Source organism: Duganella radicis, assembly GCF_009720825.1.
Taxonomy (GTDB): domain Bacteria; phylum Pseudomonadota; class Gammaproteobacteria; order Burkholderiales; family Burkholderiaceae_D; genus Rugamonas; species Rugamonas radicis.
The window spans coordinates 1-21,077 of record NZ_WNKY01000002.1; the positions used below are offsets into that span (position 1 = coordinate 1).

Annotated in this window: 26 protein-coding genes and 1 pseudogene; 26 read left to right on the top strand and 1 reads right to left on the bottom strand. The window is 66.0% G+C overall.

The genetic code is table 11. The annotated features are described in order from the left end of the window. The 16 genes and pseudogenes from GM676_RS03150 to GM676_RS03225 form a co-directional block, all read left to right on the top strand. Positions 1 to 216 (top strand): annotated as a pseudogene (locus tag GM676_RS03150) (flagellar basal-body MS-ring/collar protein FliF); the annotation flags it as partial. Continuing rightward, complete coding sequence (locus tag GM676_RS03155) at positions 200 to 1,237, top strand: flagellar motor switch protein FliG (RefSeq protein ID WP_155461947.1); 1,038 nt, start codon at positions 200 to 202, stop codon at positions 1,235 to 1,237. The pseudogene GM676_RS03150 and the gene GM676_RS03155, both read left to right, overlap by 17 nt. Beyond that, complete coding sequence (fliH, locus tag GM676_RS03160) at positions 1,234 to 1,950, top strand: flagellar assembly protein FliH (protein ID WP_155461948.1); 717 nt, start codon at positions 1,234 to 1,236, stop codon at positions 1,948 to 1,950. Before GM676_RS03155 ends, fliH begins: the two co-directional genes overlap by 4 nt. Then, the gene (gene fliI / locus GM676_RS03165; protein WP_371866092.1) at positions 1,947 to 3,260 is read left to right on the top strand and encodes a flagellar protein export ATPase FliI; all 1,314 of its coding nucleotides are present in this window, start codon (positions 1,947 to 1,949) and stop codon (positions 3,258 to 3,260) included. Before fliH ends, fliI begins: the two co-directional genes overlap by 4 nt. Next, positions 3,257 to 3,688, top strand: a complete 432-nt coding sequence (gene fliJ, locus GM676_RS03170) for a flagellar export protein FliJ (RefSeq protein WP_155461949.1) — start codon at positions 3,257 to 3,259, stop codon at positions 3,686 to 3,688. The genes fliI and fliJ overlap by 4 nt, the downstream gene beginning before the upstream one ends. 99 nt (positions 3,689 to 3,787) lie before the next feature. Further along, the gene (gene fliD, locus GM676_RS03175) at positions 3,788 to 5,215 is read left to right on the top strand and encodes a flagellar filament capping protein FliD (RefSeq protein ID WP_155461950.1); all 1,428 of its coding nucleotides are present in this window, start codon (positions 3,788 to 3,790) and stop codon (positions 5,213 to 5,215) included. 29 nt (positions 5,216 to 5,244) lie between these two features. Then, entirely contained in the window at positions 5,245 to 5,637 is a 393-nt protein-coding gene (gene fliS, locus GM676_RS03180) for a flagellar export chaperone FliS (protein WP_155461951.1), read from the top strand. Between the two features lie 31 nt (positions 5,638 to 5,668). Then, positions 5,669 to 5,947, top strand: a complete 279-nt coding sequence (locus GM676_RS03185) for a hypothetical protein (RefSeq protein WP_229262514.1) — start codon at positions 5,669 to 5,671, stop codon at positions 5,945 to 5,947. Further along, positions 5,944 to 7,482, top strand: a complete 1,539-nt coding sequence (locus tag GM676_RS32540; RefSeq protein WP_155461953.1) for a flagellar hook-length control protein FliK — start codon at positions 5,944 to 5,946, stop codon at positions 7,480 to 7,482. Before GM676_RS03185 ends, GM676_RS32540 begins: the two co-directional genes overlap by 4 nt. A gap of 8 nt (positions 7,483 to 7,490) precedes the next feature. Further along, positions 7,491 to 7,991, top strand: a complete 501-nt coding sequence (locus tag GM676_RS03195; protein ID WP_155461954.1) for a flagellar basal body-associated FliL family protein — start codon at positions 7,491 to 7,493, stop codon at positions 7,989 to 7,991. A 32-nt stretch (positions 7,992 to 8,023) separates the two neighbouring features. Next, positions 8,024 to 8,761, top strand: coding sequence for a FliA/WhiG family RNA polymerase sigma factor (gene fliA / locus GM676_RS03200; RefSeq protein ID WP_155461955.1), 738 nt, complete (start codon positions 8,024 to 8,026; stop codon positions 8,759 to 8,761). A 59-nt stretch (positions 8,762 to 8,820) separates the two neighbouring features. Further along, complete coding sequence (gene motA / locus GM676_RS03205; protein WP_155461956.1) at positions 8,821 to 9,741, top strand: flagellar motor stator protein MotA; 921 nt, start codon at positions 8,821 to 8,823, stop codon at positions 9,739 to 9,741. Further along, positions 9,698 to 10,729, top strand: coding sequence for a flagellar motor protein MotB (locus GM676_RS03210; protein WP_155461957.1), 1,032 nt, complete (start codon positions 9,698 to 9,700; stop codon positions 10,727 to 10,729). The genes motA and GM676_RS03210 overlap by 44 nt, the downstream gene beginning before the upstream one ends. Positions 10,730 to 10,779: 50 nt before the next feature. After that, positions 10,780 to 11,052: a flagellar biosynthesis anti-sigma factor FlgM gene (locus GM676_RS03215; RefSeq protein WP_155461958.1), complete on the top strand. Its 273-nt coding sequence runs from the start codon at positions 10,780 to 10,782 to the stop codon at positions 11,050 to 11,052. Further along, positions 11,049 to 11,486 (top strand): flagellar export chaperone FlgN, encoded by a 438-nt coding sequence (gene flgN / locus GM676_RS03220; RefSeq protein WP_371866093.1) that lies wholly within the window; start codon positions 11,049 to 11,051, stop codon positions 11,484 to 11,486. Before GM676_RS03215 ends, flgN begins: the two co-directional genes overlap by 4 nt. After that, positions 11,473 to 12,240, top strand: a complete 768-nt coding sequence (locus GM676_RS03225) for a glucosaminidase domain-containing protein (protein WP_155461959.1) — start codon at positions 11,473 to 11,475, stop codon at positions 12,238 to 12,240. The genes flgN and GM676_RS03225 overlap by 14 nt, the downstream gene beginning before the upstream one ends. On the opposite strand, the gene flgA is transcribed toward GM676_RS03225, so the two are convergent. Further along, positions 12,221 to 12,931, bottom strand: coding sequence for a flagellar basal body P-ring formation chaperone FlgA (flgA, locus tag GM676_RS03230; protein ID WP_229262515.1), 711 nt, complete (start codon positions 12,929 to 12,931; stop codon positions 12,221 to 12,223). The genes GM676_RS03225 and flgA overlap by 20 nt on opposite strands. Positions 12,932 to 13,054: 123 nt before the next feature. Between flgA and flgB the strand changes: the two genes are divergently transcribed. The 10 genes from flgB (at position 13,055) to flgK (ending at position 21,068) form a co-directional block, all read left to right on the top strand. Further along, positions 13,055 to 13,417 (top strand): flagellar basal body rod protein FlgB, encoded by a 363-nt coding sequence (flgB, locus tag GM676_RS03235; protein ID WP_155461961.1) that lies wholly within the window; start codon positions 13,055 to 13,057, stop codon positions 13,415 to 13,417. A 27-nt stretch (positions 13,418 to 13,444) separates the two neighbouring features. Continuing rightward, positions 13,445 to 13,867, top strand: a complete 423-nt coding sequence (gene flgC / locus GM676_RS03240; protein ID WP_155461962.1) for a flagellar basal body rod protein FlgC — start codon at positions 13,445 to 13,447, stop codon at positions 13,865 to 13,867. A gap of 3 nt (positions 13,868 to 13,870) precedes the next feature. Next, positions 13,871 to 14,551 carry a flagellar hook capping FlgD N-terminal domain-containing protein gene (locus GM676_RS03245; RefSeq protein WP_155461963.1) on the top strand — a complete coding sequence of 227 codons (681 nt, stop codon included), beginning with the start codon at positions 13,871 to 13,873 and terminating at the stop codon, positions 14,549 to 14,551. A gap of 14 nt (positions 14,552 to 14,565) precedes the next feature. Further along, positions 14,566 to 15,822, top strand: a complete 1,257-nt coding sequence (locus GM676_RS03250) for a flagellar hook protein FlgE (protein WP_155461964.1) — start codon at positions 14,566 to 14,568, stop codon at positions 15,820 to 15,822. Positions 15,823 to 15,842: 20 nt separating this feature from the next. Further along, entirely contained in the window at positions 15,843 to 16,571 is a 729-nt protein-coding gene (locus GM676_RS03255; protein WP_155461965.1) for a flagellar basal body rod protein FlgF, read from the top strand. A 27-nt stretch (positions 16,572 to 16,598) separates the two neighbouring features. Then, entirely contained in the window at positions 16,599 to 17,390 is a 792-nt protein-coding gene (gene flgG, locus GM676_RS03260) for a flagellar basal-body rod protein FlgG (RefSeq protein WP_170304207.1), read from the top strand. Further along, positions 17,390 to 18,055, top strand: a complete 666-nt coding sequence (gene flgH, locus GM676_RS03265; RefSeq protein ID WP_155461966.1) for a flagellar basal body L-ring protein FlgH — start codon at positions 17,390 to 17,392, stop codon at positions 18,053 to 18,055. The genes flgG and flgH overlap by 1 nt, the downstream gene beginning before the upstream one ends. Positions 18,056 to 18,077: 22 nt before the next feature. Beyond that, positions 18,078 to 19,181 (top strand): flagellar basal body P-ring protein FlgI, encoded by a 1,104-nt coding sequence (locus GM676_RS03270; protein ID WP_155461967.1) that lies wholly within the window; start codon positions 18,078 to 18,080, stop codon positions 19,179 to 19,181. Between the two features lie 9 nt (positions 19,182 to 19,190). Continuing rightward, positions 19,191 to 19,616 (top strand): rod-binding protein, encoded by a 426-nt coding sequence (locus tag GM676_RS03275; protein WP_155461968.1) that lies wholly within the window; start codon positions 19,191 to 19,193, stop codon positions 19,614 to 19,616. Between the two features lie 81 nt (positions 19,617 to 19,697). After that, positions 19,698 to 21,068 carry a flagellar hook-associated protein FlgK gene (gene flgK / locus GM676_RS03280; protein ID WP_155461969.1) on the top strand — a complete coding sequence of 457 codons (1,371 nt, stop codon included), beginning with the start codon at positions 19,698 to 19,700 and terminating at the stop codon, positions 21,066 to 21,068. The last annotated feature ends 9 nt before the right edge of the window (positions 21,069 to 21,077 follow it).

The window sequence follows — 21,077 nt, forward strand, 5'->3', positions numbered from 1 at the left end:
GCCACGCCGGGCGCGGCGGGCACCGCGCCGGCGCTGGGCGGCATCGCCGCCCCGGGCATGCCGGTGGTGCCGCTGCTGGAAAACTACGACCTGCCGCCGCCGGGCTCGGCGGTCGACGTGATGGTCGACCACCTGAAAGTGCTGGCAGCGAAAGAACCGGAACGCGTAGCCGAAGTCGTCAAACAATGGATGCAGAAAAATGGCCGAACTCAATAACATGGATGATGATGGCGAATACGCCATCCCGACCAAGCTGACCCCGGTCGAACAGGCGGCTATCGTGCTGCTGAGCATAGGCGAGGAGCCGGCCGCCGCCGTGCTGCGCTGCCTGTCGCGCGAGGAGTTGCTGGAAGTGACGCAGGTGATGTCGCGCATGAGCGGCATCAAGGTGGAGTCGGTCAAGAACGCCATGCAGAAATTCTTTGACGATTACCGCGAACAGTCGGGCGTGCATGGCGCCTCGCGCTCCTACCTGAAGCGCTCGCTGGACCTGGCGCTGGGCGGCGACCTCGCGAATACCGTGCTGAACAACATTTACGGCGACGAGCTGCGGCCGAAAATGGCGCGCCTGCAATGGGCCTCGCCGAAATGGCTGGCCGAGTACATCTCCAACGAGCACGTGCAGATGCAGGCGGTGTTCCTGGCCTTCCTGCCGGCCGCGCTGGCCGGCCAGATCATCGACGGCCTGCCGCAGGACAGCCGCGACCTGGTGCTGCTGAACCTGGCGCGCATGGAGGAAGTCGACGCCGATCTGCTGCAAGAGCTGGACGAGCTGGTGGACCGCTGCCTGAGCTCCTTCGATTCCCAGGGCACCAGCGTGGAGGGCATCCGCCAGACCGCCGAGATCCTCAACCGCCTGCCGAGCAACCGCGCGCAGATGGTGGAGTTGCTGCGCGCCCACGATCCGGACGTGGTGTCCAAGATCGAGCTGTCGATGTACGACTTCTTCATCCTCGGCAACCAGACCGAGCAGGCCATCACCCGCATCCTGGAGGATGTGCCGCTGGAACAGTGGGCCATCGCGCTCAAGGGCGCCGACATCGCGGTGCGCGACGCCGTGCTGAAGACCATGCCGAAACGCCAGGCCCAGGCCTTCGAGGACATGATGCGGCGCGCCGGTCCGGTCCCAATGTCACGCATCGAACAGACGCGGCAGGAAATCATGGCTACCGTGAAGGCGCTGGCCGACGCCGGCGAAGTCGAGATTCAGCTGTTTGCCGAACAGGTGGTTGAATGAAGCAATTCCGCCCTTACCGTTTCCCGCCGCTGGCGCAGTTCACCACCCAGCGCGCCGCCGCCGCGGCCGCGCAGGGCCATGGTCACGGCCATGGCGGCGATGGCGGCGCCCAGTGGGCCGCCTCGGTCAGCGAGGGCTTTGAGCAGGGCCAGCGCGACGGTTACGAAATCGGTCTGGCGCGCGGCCAGGAAGACGGCTTCGAGGCCGGCCGCCTGGCCGGCCAGGAACAGGGCCGCGAGGAAGGCCGCCACGAAACCCTGGTGGCCTACGATCAGATGGCGCGCCCGGTGGACGCCATGCTGAAAAGCCTGAAGAAACTGCGCTCCGACTACCGCGCCGCCCAGCGCAAGGAAGTGGTCGACCTGGTGGCCAAGGTGGCGCGCCAGGTGATCCGCGCCGAACTGGCCTTGCAGCCGGTGCAATTGATGGCGCTGGTGGAGGAAACCCTGGCCTCGATGCCGCCGACCCGCGATGAAATCGATGTCTTCCTGAATCCGGAAGAGCTCAAGCGTATCGCCGAGCTCGATCCGAAGCGTTCCAAGCGCTGGAATCTGATCCCGGACGCCCGCCTGGAAGTGGGCGAATGCCGCATCAAGGCTGGCGATAATGAAGTGGATGCCGGATGTCATCAACGCCTTGCGGCTGTCATGGAACAGGTCGATAATCAATTACAGATCGCCGACAGCGGCGATGAACCGGAGATCGAAGAGTGATCGCAGATGCCTTACGCAATCTGGAACTGGGTTCGGTACCCATGGCGACCCCGACGGGCCGCCTGGTGGGGGCGTCCGGTTTATTGCTTGAGGCCGTGGGTTGCCCCTTGCACACCGGCCAGCGTTGCCAGATAGAGACAGTCAGTGGCGAGTGGCTGGACGCGCAGGTGGTCGGTTTCCGCGACAAGCTGTCGTTCCTGATGCCGTTCAAGAAAGCCGTGGGCCTGACCACCGGCGCCCGCGTGCTGCCCTCCCCCGAGAAAATCAGCCTGCAGATCGGCTCCGGCTGGCTGGGGCGCATGGTCAACGGTCTGGGCGAGCCGATCGACGGCCTCGGCAAGCTGAGCGGCGACTTCCCGCTCGATTCGCAGCCGCCGCGCATCCATCCGCTGCGCAAGAAGCCGGTCACCGAACCGCTCGACGTGGGCGTGCGCGCCATCAATTCCATGCTGACCCTGGGCAAGGGCCAGCGCGTCGGCCTGATGGCCGGTTCCGGCGTCGGCAAATCCGTCCTGCTGGGCCTGATGACGCGCCAGACCGTGGCCGACGTGGTGGTGGTCGGCCTGATCGGCGAGCGCTCGCGCGAGGTGCGCGAGTTTGTCGACATGTCGCTGGGCAAGGACGGCTTGCAAAAAGCCGTGCTGGTGATCGCGCCGGCCGACGAAAGCCCGCTGATGCGCGTGATGGCGACCGAGCTGTGCCACTCGATCGCGGCCCATTACCGCGACCAGGGCAAGAATGTGCTGCTGCTGGTCGACTCCCTGACCCGCTACGCCATGGCGCTGCGCGAGGTGGCGCTGGCGCTGGGCGAGCCGCCGGCCACCAAGGGTTATCCGCCGTCGGTGTTTTCCAACCTGCCGCAGCTGGTGGAATCGGCCGGCAACGGCGAAAACCAGGCCGGCAGCATGAGCGCCATCTACACCGTGCTGGCCGAGGGCGACGACCACCAGGACCCGGTGGTCGACACCGCGCGCGCGATTCTCGACGGCCACATCGTCATGACGCGCGAGCTGGCCGAGCGCGGTCACTACCCGGCGATCGACATTGCCGCCTCGATCAGTCGCTGCATGGCGCAGGTGATCGACCACAACCACATGATGGCCGCGCGCGCGCTCAAGGCCAGCATGGCGCGCCACGAGCGCGTGCGCGACCTGATCCCGCTGGGCGCCTACGTGCCCGGCGCCGATCCGGTCACCGACAAGGCGGTGCAGCTGCACCCGAAAGTCGAGGACTTTCTGTGCCAGGGCACCAAGGAAGAAGCGCCGATCGCCACCTGCATTGCCCAACTTGAAAAGCTGATGACATCATGAGCCAACAAAAAATCCGCAACCTGACCACCCTGGTGGCCCTGCGCAACACGGAAGTGGAGCGTCTGCAAACGGAAATGGCGGAAAAGGCCAGCGTGCGCGAGCGCTACCAGAAAAACCTGGAGCGCCTGACCAGCCTGTACACCAACAGCGGCGCCAGCGGCAATCTGCACCCCGCCCTGGCCGGCAATTGCGGCGATTACAAGCAGGCCGTGATGGCCATGGCCGACAGCCACCGGCTCGACCTGCACATGCACGAGGCCGACATGGCGGTGTCGCAGCAAGCCCTGAACAAGGCCTGGGCCAAGCGCGAGGTGATGGACATGGTGCTGACCAAGGAACAAAAGGTGTTTGCGCAGGAAAAAAATGTCAAGGAGCGCAAGCAGCATGACGAACTGGCAACCCAATTGTGGCTGCGCGGCCAAAAATAAGCGCGGTTACAAAAAAACGTCAGGAATATTTTCATACGGAAACGATTAAGGTCGCCCTATATCAGGGTACACTTCATTATCCTTTCCAGGAGCACGATCATGGCAGTCATCAGCAGTCCCACCTACGATCCGAAAACCACCGCCGAGAACCTGGCCAACGCTTACGTGGCCGGCACCAAGGCGATACTGGACAGCCGGTCCACCAAGGCCACCGCCACCACCAGCGCGCTGACCACGCTGGGTTCGGCGCTGAGCGCGTTCCAGAGCACGCTGACCTCGCTGACCAGCAGCACCAAGACCGTGACCGCCACCGCGGCTACCTTCAGCAATACCGCGGTGGCCAGCGCCACCGCCAGCTCGAAAGCCGTGGCCGGCACCTACTCGTTCTATGTCGAGCAGCTGGCCACTTCCGGCCAGGTGTCGTACAACGTCAACGACAGCGTCGCCACCAACGCCGGCGCCATGAACGTGGTGCTGGCCGACGGCTCGAACTTCCAGGTCGACCTGGCCAATGCCGACAGCAATATGGACGGCGTGCTGAGCGCCAAGGAAGTGGCGGCCGCCATCAACAGCGCCGCCAGCAACAGTTCGCGCGTCACCGCCTCCACCATGACCGTCAACGGCCAGACCAAGCTGGTGCTGACCTCGGCCAAGACCGGCGCCGACAACGCCGTCGCCTCGATCGATGTGTCCGGCCTGAGCGACAGCAACCTGCAAGCGGACCTGTCGGCGCAATCGACCCTGGTGACCGCCAAGGACGCCATCGTCTGGGTCGGCGAACAGAACACCGGCACCAAGGTGCAGCAAGCCTCCAACACCTTCAAGGTGGTGGACGACGTCGAGTTCACCGTGACCCAGGCGCAAAGCGCCGGCGCGGCGCCGGTGACCCTGACCGTGGCGCCCGACAACAGCGGCACCGCCAGCAATATCCAGACCTTCATCACGGCCTACAACAGCCTGCTGTCGACCATCAACACCCTGACCGCGGCCGGCGACCACTCCGTGGTCGAGCCCGCCGATCCGACCGGCCAGCCGACGCCCACCGCGGCCGACGCCGCCTTCCACAACGATTCCGGCGTGATGGCCCTGCGCGACCGCTTGAACGCCCTGCTGCGCGGCGCCACCGGCGGCGTCTCGCTGATCAATTTCGGCATCACCGCCGCCAAGGATGGCACGCTGGCGCTGGACACCACCCGCCTGAACAAGGCCGTCGCCGCCAATCCGGGCAAGATCGACAGCCTGTTCGGCCGCGCCGGCACCGGCGTCGACAGCGGCGTGCTGGGCGCGATGAACAAGCTGACCACCGCCTGGACCAGCTCGACCAACGGCTACATCGGCAGCCGCCGCGACGCCGTGACCAAGGCCCAGGCCGACATCGCCGAGCGCCAGGTCACCCTGAAAAACCAGTTCGATAACGCCTACAACCGTTATCTGGCGCAATTTACCACCTTGCAGAAGCTGCAATCGTCGATGACCAGCACCTCGAACATGTTCACGGCCATGTTCTCGACCGACAGCAGCAGCTAATCCCCTTTCAGACCCGTACGGTGAATACCATGTTGAACCAGGAAGCCTATAGCAGTTACCACTCCACCAATCTGGAAGCCCAGGTCGCCCGGGCCTCGCCGATTGAGCTGGTGCTGGTGCTCACCGACGGCCTGCTCGAAGAGCTGGCGCGCGCGCGCGGCCACATCGTCGGCAAGCGCTACGAACTCAAGGCCAATAGCCTGAACAAGTGCACCGACATCATCAACGGCCTGTCGAGCTCGCTGGACTTCGACAATGGCGGCGAGGTGGTGGAAAACCTCGGCCGCCTGTACGACTACTGCGCCGGCCGCCTGTACACGGCCGGCGTCAGCCTGGACCCGACCATCATCGATGAAGTGACGACTTTGCTGACGACGATTAAAAAAGGCTGGCTGGGCGTGCAGGCCAAGACCAATGGATAGGCAACGCACTTTGCTGCAAATGGCGCAGAAAATGAGCGCCGCCATCGCTTCCGAGGACTGGAAGACGCTGGCGGCGATTAACACGTTAATGGGAACGGTATTGCCGCAGATGGCGGCGCAGGGACAGTGGAGCAGCGCCGAATGGGCCGCCCTGTCGGCCTTGCGCCAGATGCACAACGAGGCAGTCAGGCGCTGCGACCGCGCCACCCTGGAACTGGGGCGGCGCTTGCAAGAAATGCAGGCAAACAAAGAGGGCTGGCTGGCGTATGCCCTCGAAAGCGAACAAGCAGAAAACGGAATCCAAGCATGACCACGACACTCTCCAGCGCAACCGCGGCGACCAAGGCCGCGCAAGCCGACCTGACCGCCCCGGTGGTGGTGGCCAACCCGGCCAGCAACGCCGGCAACAAGAGCACCGGCAAGACCAGCGCTGACAACGGCGGCGGCCAGGCTGCGCCCAAGCCGGCCGCGAGCAAGCCTGCCGCAGGCAATCAGGGCAACCAGAACGCCCAGGCCAGCCAGGGCGCGCAAGGCACGGCCAACCGCCAGCCGGCGCAGGCCGCCAATCAGCCGGACGCGCGCAGCAATGCCGACAGCGCCGCGCAAGCCACGGCGGCAGCGGCCGCCGCGCTCGCCGACGCCGCGCCGGTGGTCGCCCCCCTGTTTTCCCAGTTGCTGAACCTGGCCGACGTGGCCGCCGCCGACAGCGGCGACAGCAGCGCCCAGACCGACGGCACCGACAGCACCGGTTCCGGCAGCGCCACCGCCGCCAGCGTGCTGCCAGCCATGGTGACCTCGCTGCTGGCCGCCGCGCCGACGCCGGCGCCGACGCCGACGCCAGTACCAGTGGACAACGCCGGCAGCCCGGCCTCCACGGTGGACGCCATCAGCGCCACCGCCACCCTGAGCAACAGTGCCACCCGCCTCAACCTGGCCGCCGCCAGCGTGGCCGTGACGCCGGTCCCGGCCGCCGACGACGGCGCGCCGGCCGTGCAGGCCAGCGCGGCATCGGCGGCGTCCGCCGCGCCGCAAACCGTGTATGCCCAGACCAACAGCGCCACCCTGGCCGCCGTGGCCGCGCGCCAGTCCGAAAGCGACGTCACCACCGCCCAGCCGGCCGAGCGCCAGGCGCCGGCCGACGACAGCAGCGCGGTCGCCCTGCCGCTGAACCTGGCCGCCGCGCCAGTGAAAGAAAGCTGGCTGAACGGCATGCGCATCGTTACCCGCGCCGCCGATAGCGCCGCCACCCCGGCCGCCCCGGCCGCCACCAGCAGCGCCAGCGCCGCTGCCACCACCGTGGCCGCCAATGCCGGCGACGAGCGCGGCTTCACGCTGGCCGGCACCAGTGTCAACGCCGCCGGTGTCGGCGCGCCGGCGCCGGCCGCCACCGCCACCAGCGGCGCCACCGGCACCGTGACGCTGGCCGGTACGCCGGAGCAATGGCAGCAGCCGCTGCGCGAAGCGCTGGGCGACCGCCTGCAAGTGCAGCTCCAGCGCAATAACGACCACGCCGTGATCCGCCTCGAACCGCCTAACATGGGCAGCATCGAAATCTCGATCCGTCACAGCGCCGGCGCCTTGCAGGTCAACCTGTCGGCCAATAACAGCGAAGTGCTGCGCCAGCTGAACACCATCAGCGACGGCGTGCGCCAAGACCTGTCCAACCGCCAGTTCACCGACGTTGCGGTGAGCGTGTCCGCGTCGCGCGCCCAGGCGCAGGCCGACCAAGGCCAGGGCGGCCAGGGACGGAATGGCCAGCAGCGCGGCCAGGATGACGGCCGCACGCCGGGCCGCGCCCTGAACGACGACGACAGCACCGCCACCTTTGCCATGACCGGGGAGTAATCTGCACAATGAATAAAAAAGTCATCATCGCTTTAGTCGCCGTCGCCCTGGCCGGCGCCGCCGTCGCCGGCGGCGCCGTGTGGTACCTGTCCAGGGGCGGCAGCGAGGAGCATGCCGAGGCCAAGGAGGGCAAGGACGCCAAGGACGCCAAGAAAAAGCCGGCCAAGAAGGAAGAAAAGAAATCCGAGCTGCCGCCCAAGTACCTGACCGTCGACAAGGTGGTGGTGATGCTCAAGCACGAGGCCGGTGACAACCTGACGCACTACCTGTCGGCCGACCTGGTGGTGGCCACCGACGCCAAGCGCGAGAAGGAAACCAAGGAAAACCTGCCGCTGCTGCGCAGCGTGGCGGTGAAGACCTTGTCCAACCTGCCGATGGCCAGCGCGCGCGTGATGACCATCGACCAGTTTGCCGGAGAACTGAACAAGGCCTTCGACCATGAGTTCGAACAGGAAGGCCGCGAGAAGCCGTTTGACGAAGTCATGATAGGCAAGCTCATTGTCGAGTAAGCCGCGGCAGCATGAACATAAGTGGAGCGGGCATGGGATATGTAGAGGAATTTGCAGACGCATATGCCGAAAGCTATAGCGAGCACGGCGCCGCGCCGCTGGCGCACAGCGTAGCTGACGAGCAAAAGCATCTGCTGGCATATGCGCCGCTGGTCAAGCGCATCGTGCGCCAGCTCAATTCGCAGATCGCTGGCGCCATCGACCGCGACGACATGGAACAGATCGGCCTGATGGGGCTGTTGGAAGCGCTGCGCCGCTACGGCGAGCCGGACGGCGCCTTCGGCAGTTACGCCAGCCTGCGCATCCGCGGCGCCATCCTCGATGAGTTGCGCCGCCAGGACTGGCGGCCGCGGGCGGTGCGCCAGCAAAGCCACAAGCTGCGCGACGGCGTGCGCGCCCTCACCCGCAAGCTGGGCCGCGAGCCGAGCGAGCACGAGATCATGCAGGGCCTGGCGCTGACGCCCGAGGCCTACCAGGCTTACCTGATGGATGAAAACGCCGAGCTGATCGCCAGCTTCGATGAAATCCTCCAGGAAAGCGTGAGCAATGACAGCGCGCCCAGCCCGGAAGACCAGCTGGTGGTGCGGCGCAGCCTGGAGCAGGCCCTGCGCGGGCTGGACGAGCGCGAACAGCGGGTGGTGCAGATGTATTACGAGTTCGAGCTCAGCTACAAGGAAATCGCCGCCGTGCTGGACCTGACCGACGCCCGCGTCTGTCAGCTGAACAAGGCGGCGCTGAACAAAATGAAAGCAGTACTGCAAGGCGCCTGACAAACAGGGCGCCGCATGCGGCCAGGGATTAGAAAAATGACGCGGAAAGGCGAATCATCATGCAGCAAATAGTCGGTCTCCTCATAGTTTTAGGCAGCGTCTTCGGCGGCTTCTTCATGATGGGCGGCGCATTCCATCAGATCTGGCAACCGATCGAGCTGATCGTGATCGCCGGCGCCGGCATGGGCGCGCTCGTGATCGGCAATCCCAGCCACGTGCTCAAGGAGATGATGACGCAGATTAAAAAGATCATCACCAAGAAAAAATACGACTCGGAATTCCAGCGCCAGCTGCTGCTGCTGATGTACGAGCTGCTGCAACTGGCGGCCGGCGGCCTCAAGGCGCTGGACGCCCACGTCGAGGCGCCCAAGGACAGCCCGCTGTTCCAGCGCTACCCGCGCGTGCTGGAAGAGCCGAAACTGCTGGCCTTCATCGTCGACAACTTCCGCCTGATGGCGATGGGCAAGATCAACGCGCACGAGCTCGAAGGCGTGCTGGAGCAGGAACTGGAAGCCATCCACACCGAGCTGGAGCAGCCGGCCAAGTCGCTCGGCAAGATCGGCGAGGCGATGCCGGGCTTCGGTATTCTGGCGGCGGTGCTGGGCATCGTGATCACCATGAACACGGTGAACGAAGGCGCCACCTCGGGCGAGATCGCCGAGCACGTGGGCGCGGCGATGGTCGGCACCTTCATCGGCATCTTCTTCTGCTACGGCCTGATCGATCCGCTGTGCAATATGATGAAGCAGCTGGTCAACTCCGAGGCGGCCAACAAGGAAACCGTCAAGGTGGTGCTGGTGACCCACGTGGCCGGCAAGCCGCCGCTGCTGGCGATCGACGCCGGCCGCCGCCTGGTACAGCTCAACATCAAGCCGAGCTTCGCCCAGCTGGAGCGCTGGATCAACGATCTGGAAGGCCGCGACAGCGCGCCGGCCGATGATAGTTCGCGTCGTGGAGGCCGTGGTGCTAAAGCCGCATGACAAGGGGCATGACCAGACCATCGTCAAGCGCGGTGGCGGCAAGCACAAGCACGACGACCACGGCGGCGCCTGGAAGGTGGCGTTCGCCGACTTCTGTCTGGCGCTGATGTGCCTGTTCCTGGTGCTGTGGCTGATGGCGGCGCGCAACACCGAGTCGCTGCAACAGATCCTGACCGAGGCCGACGGCGCCAAGACCGACCAGGGCAAGGGCGTGATGCCGGAGCAGGTGGGCGGCCCGCGCGGCAGCCTGATCGACCGCTTCCCGATGCCGCACTTCGGCACCTCTGAAGCCGAGGGCAAGCAGAAGGCCACGGCCGAGGTGGCCGAACAGCCGGAAGAGCCGTCCTCCAAGGTCAAGTACGACAGCCCGGACGACCTGACCCAGCTGTCCAGGGTGCTGACCAAGATGAGCGTCGAGGCCGGCCTGTCGAGCAACCTGGAATCGGTGGTCACCCCCTACGGCCTGCGCGTGATGCTGCACGATACCGACCGCCAGGGCATGTTCGTGCGCGGCAGCGCGGTGCCGACCGACAAGTTCCGCGCCCTGCTGCGCAAGATGGGGCCGCTGTTCCAGCAAATGGAAAACCAGATGCTGATCGTCGGCCACACCGATTCGCTGCAATACGCCGACACCAGCTACGCCGCCTTCTCCAACTGGACGCTGTCGGCCAACCGCGCCATGTCGGCCCGTTCGCAGCTGCTGGCCGGCGGCATGAACCGCGAGTCGGTGCTGCAAGTGGTGGGCATGGCCGACCGCGCGCCGCTCGACACCAAGCGCGTCGACGCCGGCGTCAACCGTCGCATCGAATTGCTGATCCTGACCACGGCCCAGGCCAAGACCATTGCCACCATGTTCGGCATGCCGGAAGCCAGCGATCCGCTGATCCACGACGTCAACACCGCCTTGCCGGACGCCACGCTGCTCCAGCAGCTGCGCAGCAAGCTCGGCGGCGACAGTCCGCTGCGCGACCCGCGCCGGAACAAGTAAGCGTTCGAATAAGAGTTCGTATGGAAACCAAGCCAACACGAGGCACACGTATGAGAATCACGACTTCGACCCCGGACGGGATGGCCGTCCAGCGCGTGGCCGACAGCGCGCCGGCCGAGGCGCCGGAGGCGGTCGCGCCGCCGGCCGCCGCCCCGCTGCAATCGGCCGTGCTGCAACCGGCCCTGCAAGCGATGCGCGAGATGCCGGAAATCGACCAGGAGAAAATCGACATGTTGCGCGACGCCCTGGCCAAGGGCGAGCTGCCGTTCGACCCGGGCAAGCTGGCCGGCCTGATCCAGCGCTTCCACGGGAGCGAGCAGTGATCGTCAGCGCCACCCTCCCGCGCCAGGACGCCATGCGTCAGCTGCTGACCGGGATCGCCGAGGATTTGCTGGCCTACGCCGCCTTGCGAGACTTGCTGGAACAACAATTCCAGGCCGCGCTGCGCCACAAGGCCAGCGAACTGGGCGCCGTGGCCGAGGCCATTTCCACGCTGGTGGACGCCATGCAGGCGCGCCGCGCCCTGCGCGTGGCGCTGGTACAACGCCTGGTGGGGCCGCAAGGCACCATGATGCAGGCTTTTGCCTTGCTGAAAAATGCTGCGCGGGAGAAAATGGAGGCGGACTGGAACACACTGGAACAGGCCGTCATCGCCTGCAAGGCACTGAGCAAGCGCAATGGCGACCTGCTGGTCGAGCAATACAGCATCATGCAGCGTGTGCTGCATGGCGAGGAGCAGATTTATGCGCCAGCTTGACGGGACGATGCAAGCCACCGCCCCTACTGCCGCAACCGTATCGAACATGACCGCCAGCCGCCCGACCGCGGCCACTGGCGGTTTTGCCACACCTGGCGCTTTCAATACCACCTTCCAGCAAGTGCAGGCCGACGTCGCCGCCTACATCGCGCGCGGCGACACCGGCGCGCGCAGCGACGCCCAGCCCTCCTCGCAGGCGATGAGCCTGCAAGCGATGGCCTTGCGCAACCGCGCCGGCGCCGACGACGGCACCGGCATCGACAGCGCCATGCAACAGCAATTCCTGGCCTCGATCAAGCCGTGGGCGGAAGAGACCGCCGGCAAGCTGGGCGTGTCGCCGGAACTGGTGGCCGCGCACGCGGCGCTGGAATCGGGCTGGGGCAGGCAGCCGCTGAAAAACGGCAGCGCCAACGCCAACAACCTGTTTGGCGTCAAGGCCGGCAGCAACTGGCAGGGCGAGGTGGCGCTGGCCAGCACCACCGAATACGAACACGGCGCCATGCTGCGCAAGACCGAGCGCTTCCGCAGCTATCCCGACACCGCCAGCGCCTTCCGCGATTACGCCAGCCTGCTGAGCAGCAATCCGCGCTACGCGGCGGCCCTCAACACTGGCAGCGACGCGCGCGCCTTCGCCAGCGGACTGGCGAAGGCCGGCTACGCCACCGATCCCCATTACGCGGACAAGCTGAGCAAGGTGGCCGCGCAATTGCAGCGCGGCGGCGGCCTGGCCGGCATCACTCCGACGGGGAATTAGCGGTGACCGGCGCCGAGACAGGTTCCACCGTGGCCGCGCCCGTCACCCGGGCGCGGATCACCATGCCATTCGCGTTGCGCACCCGCACCGTGTCGCCGCGGGCGCCGGCGTCCAGCGCCTCGCCGGCCATGCTGACCTCGATCTGCTCGCGCCGCGCGACGATGCGCACCGGCTCGCCGCGCTTGACCACCGTCGGCGCACTGAGCAACCCCTTGCGCAAAATCTCGCCGGCGCGCAGGGTGCGCTTGCCGCTCATGCCGACCGCGTCGGCCGGATCGCTGATGCTGTCGGCGATGTTCGAGATATCGTGGCGCTCAAGCAACACATCTTCATCTGCCAGCACTTTCCCTGCCGCCAATTCGCTTGCCATCACTGCAATGCGCGCCGACACTTGGGCGCGCACGATGAATTCATACCGCCAGCCGCCGGCGCCGTTGCAAATGGCCAGGAAACGCATGCGGCTCGGCAGCCGCGTATCGGCGCCCTGCACCGTCACGCCTTGGCCGCAAGCGGCCAGCGGCCTAGTTCCGGGCACCACCGTGACCGCCACCTGGGGCTCGCTCAGGCCCGCCGCATCGGCCCAGCGCTCGATGTGCTTGCGTGCAGCCGCCTCGACCAGTCCCGGCACCTGCTCCGCCGCCACCGGCGCGGTCGCAGAAAATACCGCCGAAAGTGGAATGCAAAACAGCATCAGCCCGGCCGAAACAGTTACAATACATTTGTTGAACATGAGCAATACCTCTACTATGATGCGGGAGGTCATTCTACATGGCTAGCCGTGGTTTATAGCAAGGTCTGAAAACAGGGGAACAACATGGGCATTAACTTCAAAGATGCGGCCGGCGTCCACGCCGATGCACTGACCTTGCGCGCCGAGCGCACGCGCATCCTGGCGGCCAATATCGCCAATGAAAACACGCCCGGCTTCCAGGCCCAGGACATGGATTTCAGCGCCACGCTGGCCAATGTGCAGGCGGAGGGCAACGGCGACCTTGGCGACGGCGGCGACAGCGCGCTGATGTACCGCGTGCCCTACCACCCCACGCGCGACGGCAACACCGTGGAAATCGGCGTCGAGCAGGCGGCCTTCTCGCAGAACGCCACCGACTTCGCCACCAGCCTGACCTTCGTCAACATGAAACTCAAGGGCCTGGCGAAAGCCATCAACGGCCAGTAACAACCCAGCAACAGCAGGAGCGCCAGCATGTCGTTCAAGAATATTTCAGAGATCGCCGGGTCGGCCATGGCGGCGCAGTCGGTGCGCCTGAATACCATCGCCTCCAACCTGGCCAACGCCGATTCCGTGGCCGGCACCGAGGCCGACACCTACCGCGCGCGCAAGCCGGTGTTTGCCGCCGTCATGGGCGACGGCCCGGACGGCATGGCCAGCGCCGGCGGCAAGGTGCAGGTGCTGGACGTGGTGCAGTCGGACGAGCCGCTGCGCCAGGTGTACGAGCCGGGCAATCCGATGGCCAACGCCGACGGCATGGTGTTCTACCCGAATGTGAATCAGGTGGCCGAGATGACCGACATGATGTCGGCCTCGCGCGCCTTTGAAACCAATGTTGAAGTCCTCGGCCGCATCCGCACGATGCAGCAGTCCCTCCTTAAACTCGGTGAAGGCTAAGTCATGACCGTCAGTCTCCTCAATAACAACAGCAGCGCGTCCGCGTCGTCGGCGACCAGCAGCGTCATCGGCAACAGCGCCAGCGAAACCTCGAACATGTTCACCAAGCTGCTGGTGGCGCAGATCCAGAACCAGGACCCGCTGTCGCCCACCGACCCGGCCCAGTTCGTGCAGCAGCTGACCCAGCTGTCGCAGACCGAGTCGCTGCAAAACCTGACCAGCATCACCAACGCCAGCGCCAGCGCGCTGTCCAGCCTGCAAGTGATGGCGCTCGGCTCGCAGGTCGGCTCCGACCTGATGGTCAGCACCAAGTCGGTGCTGGTCGACGGCAGCGGCGCCAAGATCGCCGGCCAGACCACGCTGGCCGCCAGCAGCGCCAAGACCACCGTGGTGCTGACCGGCAGCGACGGCGCGCGCCACGAGGTGGCGCTGGGCAGCCAGGCGCCGGGCACGGTGGCGTTCAGCATCGATCCGGCCAAGCTGGGCCTGCCAGCGGGCAGCTACAGCATCGCCGTCGAAACCAGCAGCAAGGAAACCCCGGGCGTCGACATCCAGGGCCGCCTGAACAGCGTGCGCCTGCTGTCGAGCGGCACCGTGCAGCTCAACGTCGCCAACATCGGCGACACCGGTTCCGACACCATTACCGCATTCGCCGGCAAAACCGCCACTCAAACTACCCTCTAAAAGGAAGATCCGTCATGAGTTTCGATATCGCACTGTCCGGCATCCAGGCCATCAACGATTCGCTGGACGTCACCAGCCACAACATCGCCAACGCCGGCACCTACGGCTACAAGGCCAGCCGCGCCAACTTCTCGACCCTGGTGGCGGGCAACCAGCAGACCGGCGTCAAGGTCGGCTCGACCACCCAGAACATCGGCCTGCAGGGCGGCATCCTCAATACCGGCCGCGGACTGGATGCCTCGATCAACGGCAAGGGCTTCTTCATCGCCAAGGACGCCTCGACCAATGAAACCCAGTACACCCGCGTCGGCATCTTCGACGCCTCCAAGGACGGCTTCCTGGTGGACGCCTCCGGCCGCAAGGTGCAGGGCTATCCGGTCGACGTCAAGACCGGCACCATGGGCGCGCAGGGCGACCTGGCCATCCCGACCGGCGCGATCCCGGCCGTGGTTTCGGAAAAAGTCACCTACGTCGGCAACCTGTCGGCCGACTGGGAAGCGCCTAGCGCCACCTGGGTCGCGCCGGCCACCGCCGCCGACGCGCCCGACACCGCCACCTTCAATATGTCCAAGGCCTCGGTGATCTACGACACCCTGGGCGGCAAGCATACCCTGACCCAGTACTTCGCCCGCACCGGCGGCGGCACCGGCGCCTCGACCCCGAACTCGGTCGACGTGCACTACGTGCTGGACGGCCTGGAAGTCGGCACCCCGACCACCATGACCTTCTCCCCGACCACCGGCCAGATGCTGACCCCGGACCCGGCCGCCGACGCCGGCAGCATCACGCTGAACCTGGCCGGCACCACCACCGCCAACGGCGGCACGCTGAACGATATCGTCATCAACTACACCGGCACCACCGGCTTTGCCGGCGAGGCCACCACCTCGACCAACAACGCCGACGGCTACGCCTCCGGCACCTTCAGCGGCGTCACCCTGGGCCAGGACGGCTCGCTGATCGCCAGCTACACCAACGGTCAGAAGCAGACCGTCGGTCGCCTGGCCGTGGCCACCTTCCCGGACGAGGGCGCGCTGACCGCCGTTAGCGACACCAGCTGGACCACCTCGATCACCTCCGGCGAGCCGCTGGTGACGGCGGCCGGCGTCGGCATGGCCGGCAGCATCAACGTCAGCACGCTGGAGCAGTCCAACGTCGACATCACCTCGGAACTGGTGGGCCTGATGACCTCGCAGCGCAACTACCAGGCCAACTCCAAGGTGATCCAGACCGAGTCGACCATGCTGCAATCGCTGATGCAGGCCATCTAAATCCAAGGATAAGCTGACACATGGACGCGCTGATCTACACCGCCATGAGCGGGGCCGAGCGGGCCCTGCGCGGGCAACAGGTGCACGCCAACAACCTGGCCAATATCGACACCGGCGGCTTCCGCGCCAATATGGAGCTGTCGGCGGCCCAGGCCGTCAACGGCTACGGCTACGACGACCGCCACATGTCGCAGTTGCAGGCCAACGCCCTGTCGACCAAGCCGGGCACCATGAAAAGCACCGGCCGCGACCTCGACGTGGCGATCGCCGGCGGCGGCTTCCTGACGGTGCAGAGCGCCAACGGCGAAGCGTACACCCGGGCCGGCGGCATGGTGCTGGACGAGAACGGCACCCTGCGCATCAACGGCGACGTGGTGCTGGGCGAAGGCGGCCCGATCACCCTGCCCGAGTACACCAACATCGCCATCGGCAATGACGGCACCATCTCGATCCAGGCGCCGGGCACCACCACCATGCAGGTGATCGACAAGCTGCGCCTGGTGAAGGCGGAGGCGTCCGAACTGACCAAGAACACCCAGGGCCTGCTGGTGGCGCGCGACGGCAATCCGCTGGCGACCGACCCCAGCGTGGTGCTGCGTCCCGGCCACCTGGAGGGCAGCAATGTCTCGGCGGTCGAGGAAATGGTGTCGGTGATGAGCCTGAACCGCACCTTTGAAATCCAGATGAAATTGTTCTCGGCCACCGATACCATGACCGAAGCCGGCAACCGCCTGATTAGCGGCAGCTAATCCACGACACACGACAGGGAGAAAACCATGAATCCAGCAATGTGGATCAGCAAGACCGGCGTGCAAGCGCAGGACCAGAAACTGCAAGCCATCGCCAACAACCTGGCCAATGCCAACACGGTCGGCTTCAAGCGCGACCGCGTGGTGTTCGAGGACCTGTTCTACTCGGTGGAACAGCAGCCGGGCGCCCAGCGCGCCGACAACAACACCCTGACCCCGTCCGGCGTGCAGCTGGGCAACGGCGTGCACATGGTGGGCACCCAGAAAGTGTTCAGCCAGGGCGTGCTGCAAACCACCAGCCGCGAGCTGGACATCTCGGTGATGGGCAACGGCTTCCTGTCGGTGCGCCAGCCCGACGGCACCACCGCCTACACCCGCGCCGGCCAGTTGCAGGTCGACCAGAACGGCATCCTGGTCAACGCCAGCGGCCTGCCGCTGATCCCGCAGATCACCGTGCCGGCCAACGCCACCGCGCTCAGCATCGGCGAGGACGGCACCGTCTCGGCCAAGATCGCCGACAACGTCACGCCGCAGCAACTGGGCCAGCTGACCCTGACCTCCTTCATCAACCCGACCGGCCTGCTGGCGCTGGGCGAGAACCTGTTCGCCGAAACGCCGTCGTCCGGCACGCCGACCGAGGGCACGCCGGGCACCGCCCAGTGGGGCAAGATCAAGCAGGGCACGCTGGAAGGCTCGAACGTGCAGGTGGTGGAGGAAATGGTCGACATGATCGCCGCCCAGCGCACCTACGAGATGAACACCAAGGTGCTGTCGGCCGCCGACAATATGTTGCAGTACCTGTCGCAGGCGGCACGCTGATGAAAACCGCACTGCCTGCCCTGCTGGCGTTGCTTGCGCTGGCCGGCTGTGCCCAGTTGCAGCCGCCGGCGGTGCGTCCCGGCCCGTCCGACGAGCCGCCCGCCGTGGCGCGCAACACGGCGCCGCGCGGCGTCTCGGGCGGTGTGTTCAGCGCCGACCTCGGCATGTCGCTGACCTCGGACAGCCGCGCCTTCCGCGTCGGCGACATCGTCACCATCATCCTGCAGGAAACCACCCAGGCCAGCAAGAAGGCCGGCACCAGCTTCTCCAAGCAATCGGCCGACAACATCAACGCCCCCAACCTGCTGGGCAAGACCTTCGGCAAGGCCGCGATCGGCCTGGGCGCCTCCAACAACTTCGCCGGCGACGCCACCAGCACCCAGCAAAACGCCCTGACCGGCGCCATCACCGTGATCGTGCAGGAAGTGCTGCCGAACGGCCTGCTGCGGGTGTCCGGCGAAAAAACCCTGACCCTCAACAACGGCGAGGAATTCGTGCGCCTGCGCGGCTATCTGCGCGCGGCCGACATCGACGCCGACAACCAGGTGTCCTCGCAGCGCATCGCCAACGCGCGCATCGCCTATTCGGCGCAGGGCACGCTGGCCGATGCGCAGCAGCCGGGCTGGCTGACGCGCTTCTTCAACGGCCCGCTGATGCCGTTCTAAGTTTTGATACACGGGTGATCCCATGAAATTCCGCAAGCTGCTCCTCGCCCTGCCTCTGGCGCTCTCGCTGGCGCTGCCGGCCCACGCCGCGCAGGCGTTGCGCAACCTGGTCGCCATCGAAGGCGTGCGCGACAACCCGCTGGTGGGCTACGGCCTGGTGGTCGGCCTGAACGGCAGCGGCGACTCGACCCAGGTCAAGTTCTCCAGCCAGTCGGTGATCAATATGCTCAAGCAGTTTGGCGTCAAGGTGCCGGACGGCACCGACGCCAAATCCAAGAACGTGGCCACCGTGATGGTGTCGGCGGTGTTCCCGCCCGGCTACCGCAAGGGCCAGTCGATCGACGTGGTGGTGTCGTCCATGGGCGACGCCAAGAGCCTGCGCGGCGGCGCCCTGCTGCTGACCCCGCTGCGCGCGGCCGACGGCGAGGTGTACGCGCTGGCGCAAGGCAACGTGGTGGTGGGCGGCTTCAGCGCCCAGGGCAAGTCCGGCTCCTCGATCACGGTCAACACCCCGACCTCGGGCCGCATTCCCAGCGGCGCCAACATCGAGCGTGAAATCCCCACCGACTTCAGCGCCAAGCCGACCGTGCGCCTGTCGCTGCGCCACCCGCACTTCCAGACCGCGATCAATATTGTCGATTCGATCAACAAGAGATTCGGCGACATCGCCACCGCCAGCGACGCCACCAGCGTCGACGTGGTGGCGCCGTCCAATCCGACCCAGCGCGTGGCCTTCATGGCCAAGCTGGAATCGATGAATATCGACGTCGGCGAGGACGCGCCCAAGGTGGTGTTCAACTCGCGCACCGGCACCGTGGTGATCGCCGAGGGCTTGCGCGTGCGCGCCGCCGCCGTCACCCACGGCTCGCTGAAGGTGGTGATTTCCGAATCGACCAAGGTCAGCCAGCCGAACGCGCTGGCCGGCGGCCAGACCGTGTCCTCGCCGCAGTCGCAGGTGTCGGCCGACCAGGGCCCGGCGCAAATGTTCAAGTGGCCGGCCGGCGCCAAGCTGCAATCGATCATCGACGTGGTCAACAGCCTGGGCGCCACGCCGGACGATATCATGGCCATCCTGCAGGCGCTGGACCAGGCCGGCGCCATCGAAGGCGAGCTGGTCGTCATTTAAGGAACCGCCATGGACTCCACTTTCGATCCGAACCGCCTGCTGGCCAACGGCACCGCCGGCCAGCTGAGCAGCACCCACGTGGCGCCGCAGCCAGCCCAGCCCGGCGACACGGTCGATCCGGCCTACCGCGCCAAGGCCACCGAGGCCGCCATCAAGTTTGAAAGCTTCTTCATCGGCAAAATGCTGCACCAGATGCGCGACGGCGCCCGCGCGCTGGCCGCCGACGACAGCCCCAGCAAGAGCAGCATCAACGACGACATGCTGGACATGGCCGACAACCTGGTGGCCGACCAGATGGCCGGCAAGCGCGCCTTCGGCGTGGCCGACGCCATCCTGCGCCAGCTGTTGCCGCCAACACCAGCACAGCCCGCCGCGCCGGCGTCCAATGTTGCCGATTCGCAAAAAATCAGCACGACGCTTAATCCGCGGCAATAAACGGTCGCCCGTTACTGATATCGGACCGGTGCGGCGCAGTACGCACGGGCCCCTCGGACTTCACCAGGAAAGACCCGCTACATGACCATTTCTTACAACGCACTGTCGGGCGCCCTGGCCGCCCAGGCCGCACTGAACACGGTCAGTCAGAATATCGCCAACGCGCAGACCAAGGGCTACACCCGCCAGGGCGTGCTGTTGCAGGCGACCGCGTCCGACCCCGGCACCAAGTCGGCCGGCAACGGTGTGCAGATCGGCTCGCTGCTGCGCTTCAGCGATTCCTACAAGTCCCAGCAACTGTGGCGCTCCAACTCGGAACTGGGCGCGCGCTCGCAAGTGCAGCCCTACCTGACCCAGATGGAAACCGTGATGAGCGACGACAAGTCGAGCATCAGCTACGGCATCGACAACTTCTTCAAGGCCCTCAACGCGGCCGGCGTCGACCCCACCTCCTCGCCGCTGCGCCAGCAGGTGATCACCAACGCCGACTCGATGGCGCAGCAGTTCAACTCGATCTACAACGTCACCGCCTCCCAGCTGGTGTCGGTCAACCAGCAGCAGCAGGCCATCCTGCCGTCGCTGAACGAATCGCTGGCCGGCATCGCCTCGCTCAACCAGCAGATCATCGCCGTCCAGGGCGCCGGCACCAACACCTCGGCCCTGCAAGACAAGCGCGAGCAGCTGATCGACAGCGTGGCCTCGCAGGTGGGGGTGGAAGTGATCACCAATCCGGACGGCAGCGCCAGCGTCTCGCTGAAGAGCGGCCAGCCGCTGGTGGTGGGCAACCTGGCGGCCAAGCTGAACTACGTGACCACCAGCGGCGCCTCGACCCTGACCCTGACCTTCGCCAACAGCACCTTCAAGCTGGACGACACCGCCGTCGGCGGCCAGCTGGGCGGCCTCGGCGCCTACAAGCAGGACACCCTGCTGCCGCTGCAAAAATCGATCGCCGAGATCGCCGAGCAGCTGGCGCAAAAAGTCAACGCCCAGCTGAGCGCCGGCTTCAAGAGCGACGGCTCGGCCGGCGAACCGCTGCTGACCTTCAATCCGGCCAGCGCCACCGGCCTGCTGCAAGTCGCCGACAATTTCCAGACCACCGACCTGGCCTTCTCCAGCGACGGCACCCCGGGCGACAGCGGCAACCTGCAGAAAATCGTCGACATCAAGGGCCAGCCGATCACCCTGACCACGCTGGGCAGCGTGCTGCTGGGCGACGCCGACACCCAGATCGTCGGCAAGCTGGGCATCGACAGCCAGCAGAACCAGTCGCAGCTGAACACCGCCACCACCATCCGCACCCAGGCCGAGGATGACTGGAAGTCGACCAGCGCGGTCAACACCGACGAGGAAGCCATCAACCTGGTGGAATTCCAGAATATGTACCAAGCGAACATGAAGGTGATTGCCGTGGCCAACACCCTGTTCGAGTCGACCCTGCAAATGTTCGGTTAAGGAGAGCCT

Coding starts and splice junctions, on each gene's coding strand:
- GM676_RS03155 (WP_155461947.1), top strand. CDS start 200: ATGGCCGAACTCAATAACATGGATGATGATGGCGAATACGCCATCCCG.
- fliH (WP_155461948.1), top strand. CDS start 1,234: ATGAAGCAATTCCGCCCTTACCGTTTCCCGCCGCTGGCGCAGTTCACC.
- fliJ (WP_155461949.1), top strand. CDS start 3,257: ATGAGCCAACAAAAAATCCGCAACCTGACCACCCTGGTGGCCCTGCGC.
- fliD (WP_155461950.1), top strand. CDS start 3,788: ATGGCAGTCATCAGCAGTCCCACCTACGATCCGAAAACCACCGCCGAG.
- fliS (WP_155461951.1), top strand. CDS start 5,245: ATGTTGAACCAGGAAGCCTATAGCAGTTACCACTCCACCAATCTGGAA.
- GM676_RS03185 (WP_229262514.1), top strand. CDS start 5,669: ATGAGCGCCGCCATCGCTTCCGAGGACTGGAAGACGCTGGCGGCGATT.
- GM676_RS32540 (WP_155461953.1), top strand. CDS start 5,944: ATGACCACGACACTCTCCAGCGCAACCGCGGCGACCAAGGCCGCGCAA.
- GM676_RS03195 (WP_155461954.1), top strand. CDS start 7,491: ATGAATAAAAAAGTCATCATCGCTTTAGTCGCCGTCGCCCTGGCCGGC.
- fliA (WP_155461955.1), top strand. CDS start 8,024: ATGGGATATGTAGAGGAATTTGCAGACGCATATGCCGAAAGCTATAGC.
- motA (WP_155461956.1), top strand. CDS start 8,821: ATGCAGCAAATAGTCGGTCTCCTCATAGTTTTAGGCAGCGTCTTCGGC.
- GM676_RS03210 (WP_155461957.1), top strand. CDS start 9,698: ATGATAGTTCGCGTCGTGGAGGCCGTGGTGCTAAAGCCGCATGACAAG.
- GM676_RS03215 (WP_155461958.1), top strand. CDS start 10,780: ATGAGAATCACGACTTCGACCCCGGACGGGATGGCCGTCCAGCGCGTG.
- GM676_RS03225 (WP_155461959.1), top strand. CDS start 11,473: ATGCGCCAGCTTGACGGGACGATGCAAGCCACCGCCCCTACTGCCGCA.
- flgA (WP_229262515.1), bottom strand. CDS start 12,931: ATGCTGTTTTGCATTCCACTTTCGGCGGTATTTTCTGCGACCGCGCCG.
- flgB (WP_155461961.1), top strand. CDS start 13,055: ATGGGCATTAACTTCAAAGATGCGGCCGGCGTCCACGCCGATGCACTG.
- flgC (WP_155461962.1), top strand. CDS start 13,445: ATGTCGTTCAAGAATATTTCAGAGATCGCCGGGTCGGCCATGGCGGCG.
- GM676_RS03245 (WP_155461963.1), top strand. CDS start 13,871: ATGACCGTCAGTCTCCTCAATAACAACAGCAGCGCGTCCGCGTCGTCG.
- GM676_RS03250 (WP_155461964.1), top strand. CDS start 14,566: ATGAGTTTCGATATCGCACTGTCCGGCATCCAGGCCATCAACGATTCG.
- GM676_RS03255 (WP_155461965.1), top strand. CDS start 15,843: ATGGACGCGCTGATCTACACCGCCATGAGCGGGGCCGAGCGGGCCCTG.
- flgG (WP_170304207.1), top strand. CDS start 16,599: ATGAATCCAGCAATGTGGATCAGCAAGACCGGCGTGCAAGCGCAGGAC.
- flgH (WP_155461966.1), top strand. CDS start 17,390: ATGAAAACCGCACTGCCTGCCCTGCTGGCGTTGCTTGCGCTGGCCGGC.
- GM676_RS03270 (WP_155461967.1), top strand. CDS start 18,078: ATGAAATTCCGCAAGCTGCTCCTCGCCCTGCCTCTGGCGCTCTCGCTG.
- GM676_RS03275 (WP_155461968.1), top strand. CDS start 19,191: ATGGACTCCACTTTCGATCCGAACCGCCTGCTGGCCAACGGCACCGCC.
- flgK (WP_155461969.1), top strand. CDS start 19,698: ATGACCATTTCTTACAACGCACTGTCGGGCGCCCTGGCCGCCCAGGCC.